2 protein-coding genes are annotated in these 4739 nt (G+C 69.9%); both read left to right on the forward strand.

The window, feature by feature from the left end; all coding sequences use genetic code 11:
• Window positions 1-18: 18 nt before the first annotated feature.
• The gene (locus tag ACIQ2L_RS14230; protein WP_396159996.1) at window positions 19-4449 is read left to right on the forward strand and encodes a tail fiber domain-containing protein; all 4431 of its coding nucleotides are present in this window, start codon (window positions 19-21) and stop codon (window positions 4447-4449) included.
• Window positions 4446-4739: response regulator transcription factor (locus ACIQ2L_RS14235; protein WP_396159998.1), on the forward strand; the 294-nt coding region annotated here is incomplete at its 3' end. The genes ACIQ2L_RS14230 and ACIQ2L_RS14235, both read left to right, overlap by 4 nt.

Consider the following 4739-nt stretch of genomic DNA (forward strand, 5'->3'; position numbering starts at 1 on the left):
GCCTCGCTCAACACCAGCATGGGCGGCAACGACCGCATCGTCGTCACCAACAACACGGGTGTGCTCAACAACGTCTCGGTGGCGGGCCTCGTGACGGCCAACGCCTGGGGCCTCAGCGGCAACTCGATCACGGCGGCGGGCGGCACCCTCGGCGCCGTGCCGACGGGCAGTTTCCTCGGCGCGACCAGCAACCAGAACCTGCAGCTGGTCACCAACAACCTGGTGCGAGCGATCGTCACCGCGGGCGGTGTTTTCCAGACCAACAACGTCGCGATCGGCGGCGGCGCCATCAACGGCACCACGATCGGCGCGACGACCGCGAGCACCGGCCGCTTCACGACCCTCGATACGACCGGCAACGCGGCGGTGGCGGGCACGCTCGGCGTCACCGGTGCGACGACGCTCGCGAGCACGCTCGGCGTGACGGGTGCGACGACGCTGTCCTCCACGCTCGGCGTGACGGGTGCGACGACCTTGGGCGGCGCGACGCAGGTCAACAACACGCTGACCGTGACCGGCGACACCACGCTCAACAGCAACCTCGGCGTCGGCGGCAACGGCAGCATCACCGGCACGCTCGGCGTGACGGGCGCGACGACGCTGTCCTCCACGCTCGGCGTCAGCGGTGCGACGACCTTGGGCAGCACCCTCGGCGTCACGGGCGTCACCACGCTGACCAACCTGGGCGCCTCGCTCAACACCAGCATGGGCGGCAACGACCGCATCGTCGTCACCAACAACACGGGTGTGCTCAACAACGTCTCGGTGGCGGGCCTCGTGACGGCCAACGCTTGGGGCCTCAGCGGCAACGCCATCGGTGCCTCGGGCGACGGCAACACCAACCTCAACGGCGCCCCGGCCGGCAGCTTCCTCGGCTCCACCACTTCGCAGCCGCTGCAGTTCGTGGCCGGCAACGTGGTGCGCGCGATCATCGACGACTCGGGCGAGTTCCGCATCCAGAACATCGACGTGCGCAACGGCGCCATCAACAACACCACGATCGGCGCGACGGCCGCGAGCACCGGCCGCTTCACCACCGTGGAGGCGACCGGTAACGCGACGGTGGCGGGCACGCTCGGCGTGACCGGGCTGACCACGGCTTCGGGTGGCGTGCGCACCCCCTCGGTGAACGGCACGACCGCGCTCGCCCTGACGGCCGATGCGGGCACCCTGTCGCTCGAGGCCGCGGGCGCCAATGTCATCACCGCGAGCACCAACGGCGCTGAGCGGCTGCGCATCGCGAGCGATGGCAACGTCGGTATCGGCACCAACAACCCGACGAACCTCCTCGAGGTCAACGGCACTTTCCGCGCCGTCGGCAACAGCTCGATCGGCGGCACGCTGGATGTGACGGGCGCGACCAGCCTCTCGACGCTGACGGCCTCGGGCGCGGTGACGCTGAGCGGCGGCACGGTGAACGGCGTCGCTTACCTGAACGGCGCCCGTCAGCTGACCACCGGTACGGCGCTCACGTTCGACGGCACCAACCTCGCGACCACCGGCACGGCGACGGCGCGCAAGTTCACGCTCGCGATCGGCGGGAACAACGGCGGCAACGGCATGTACATGCCGGTGTCCAGCGTGCTCGCGTTCAGCACCAACGGTGGCGAGCGGCTGCGCATCGACACCAGCGGCGACGTCGGTATCGGCACCAACAATCCGCAGCGGCGTTTGGACGTCGACGGCACGTTCCGGGCGTCGGGCGCCGGCGAGATCGGCGGCACCTTGGCCGTCACGGGCGGCATCGAGAACACGGCGATCGGCGCGGTCACCGCGAGCACGGGCCGCTTCACCACGCTGGCGGCGACGGGCAACGCGACGGTGGCGGGCACACTGGGTGTGGCCCAGGCGACCACCTTGAGCAGCACGCTGACGGTCGACGGCGCCTCGACGCTGACCGGCGCGGTCACCGCCAACGGCGGCATCGACACCAGCAACCTCAACGCGTCGGGCACGGGTACGTTCGGCGGTCTGCTGACGGCCAGCAACGGCCTTTCGACCACCACGCTGACCACCTCCGGTGACGGCACCGTGGGCGGCGTGTTGCGCGCCACGGGCGGCATCGAGAACACGGCGATCGGCACCATCACGCCGAACACCGGCCGCTTCACCACCCTGGTGGCCACCGGCACGACGACGCTCACGGGCCTGTTGACGGCCAACGGCGGGGTCGGCACCACGACTCTCACCACCTCGGGCGCCGGCATCATCGGCGGTGCGCTGCGGGTCGACGGCGTGACGGAGCTGGTGGGCGCGTTGACGGTCAACGGCACGACCACCCTCGTGAACACGCTGAACGCCGACGGCGGGGTGAGCACGCCCACCTTGGAGGTGACCGGCGGCAGCAGCGTCGGCGGCCTGTTCGAAGCGGACGGCGGCATCACGACCACCACGCTCGCGGCCTCGGGCGATATGACCCTGCAGCCGGCGACCTCGGCCTCGATCACCCCGGCGTTGCGGTTCACCGACATCGCCGGTGACAACTTCGTCGGCTTCCGCGCACCGAACGTGCTCGCCGCCAACCGCATCTGGACGCTGCCCACCGGCGATGGTGATGGCGGCAATGTCCTGTCCACCGACGGCAGCGGCAACCTCGTCTGGGTCAACCCGGTCACCGCAGGCGCGGCGTGGGCGTTGTCCGGCAACGGCGCCACCAGCAGCAGCGGCACGCTCGGCAACGCGCCCGCGCCGGGCAGCAACTTCATCGGCACCACGAACAGCGTGGACCTGCGGCTCGTGACCAACAACCTGGTGCGTGCGGTCATCACCGCCAGTGGACAGTTCCAGACCAACAACGTCCTGATCGGCGGCGGTGCCATCAACAACACCGCGATCGGCTCGGGCGGCGCCAACACCGGCGCCTTCACGGCGCTGTCGGCCGCGTCCCTCGAGACGACCGGCAACGCCTCGGTGGGCGGCGCCCTGGCGGTGACGGGTTCGGCTACGGTGGACGGTCTGATGGAAGCCAAGGGCGGCCTTCAGACCACCACGCTCGGCGTGACCGGCGCGACCACGCTGTCCTCGCTCAGCACCTCGGGAGCCACCGTGCTCGGCACGACGCTGCAGGTCAACGGCGCTACCACCCTCGGCGGCACCCTCGGCGTGACCGGCCTGCTGACGGCGGACGGCGGCCTCCTCACCGACGCCATCACCACCGACACGCTCACCGCCAACGATTGGCTCGTGGCGCCGGAGCTCACCGCGCCGCTCGTCACGAGCTCGGCGTCGCTGCAGCTCGCCACGGCCGGCGCGAGCAACTTCATCACCATCAACACGAGCGGTGTCGAGCGCCTGCGCATCGGCGGCGACGGTCGGGTCGGCATCGGCACCGGCGCGACCATCGGCGCGCAGCTGCAGGTCAACACCGGTCTCGCGGACACCATCGGACTGATCGTCCGTGGTGCCGCTGGCCAGACCGCGAGCCTGTTCGAGGTCCAGGACAGCTCCGGCGCCGGTCAGGTCATCGTCGACGCTTCCGGCGCGATGAGCATCGGTACGGGCGCGGCCGCGACCGGCGGCAACAAGCTCGAGGTCAACGGCAACGTCCGGGTCACGGGCGATGTGGTCGCGAACAACTTCAACCAGTCCTCCGACGCCCGCTTCAAGACCAACATCCAGGCGATCACCGACGCGCTGTCGATCGTGCGCAAGCTGCAGGGCGTGTCCTACGACTGGAACCGCGCGGCCTTCCCGGACCGGGGCTTCTCGCCGCGGCCGCAGATCGGCGTGATCGCGCAGGACGTGGAGCGGATCCTGCCGGAGCTCGTCTCGACCGACGCGCAGGGCTTCAAGTCGGTCAACTACACCGGCTTCATCCCCGTGCTGATCGAGGGCATGAAGCAGCAGGCCGACCGCCTCGACGCGCAGGACGCGCGCCTCGTCACCGCCGAGCAGACGCTGGCGATGGTCGAAGAGCGCCTCTTCAAGGCCGAGGAGCAGGTCATCAAGATCGACGAGCGCGTGGGCCGCGCCGAGGCCTTCGTGGCGCGCTTCGAGCTCACGCGTGAACCCGACACCATGATCGTGCTCACCCCGACCTTCAAGGTCCAGAACCTGACCGCCGACCGCGCCTACATCGAAGAGCTGCGCGCGGCGCGCATCGAGGCCGACAAGGCCCGCTTCAAGGAGCTGGACGCCGACGGCGCGGTGATCGACAACGTCGAGGCGGCGCGCCTGCGCGGCCGCGTCGTCAACACCGGCGGCAAGGAGCTCTTCGTCTCCTTCGGCACGGTCGCGCCGCTGTTCGAGGCGGTCGCCGACGGTCACTACATCGTGTCGGTCACCGCCGACGACGGCAGCTTCGCGACCGCCCAGGTGGTCAATGCCGGTGGCGTGGTGCGCGTGGTACCGACGGCTTCGCAGGGCATCGACGTGGTGGCCAACGGGAACTCCGTGGGTCTCGTGGCGCCCTCGAAGAAGGTCAAGGCCAGCTGGACCCGCACGGGTTGACCGGGATCATCCGCGTAGCGTTGGTCGATGACCAGTCCCTCGTCCTCGAGGGGCTGCGCATGCTGCTCGACACCATGCCCGCGATCACCGTCGAGTACGCGACGACGCAGCCGACCGAGCTGATCGCCCAGTTGCGCCGCGAGCCGGTCGATGTGGTGGTCTCGGACATCCGCATGCCGGGCTTCAACGGGTTCGACGTGGTGCGCCGCATCAACACTTGGGCGCGGCCCATCCCGGTGATCCTGCTCACGACCTTCGATGAGGCCAACCTGCTCGATGAGGCCATCACG

It is taken from the genome of Flavobacterium sp., assembly GCF_044369455.1.
GTDB lineage: Bacteria > Bacteroidota > Bacteroidia > Flavobacteriales > Flavobacteriaceae > Flavobacterium.

What these genes read in the sequence shown, in the direction of transcription:
- ACIQ2L_RS14230 (WP_396159996.1), top strand. Translation starts at nt 19, where the DNA reads ATGGGCGGCAACGACCGCATCGTCGTCACCAACAACACGGGTGTGCTC.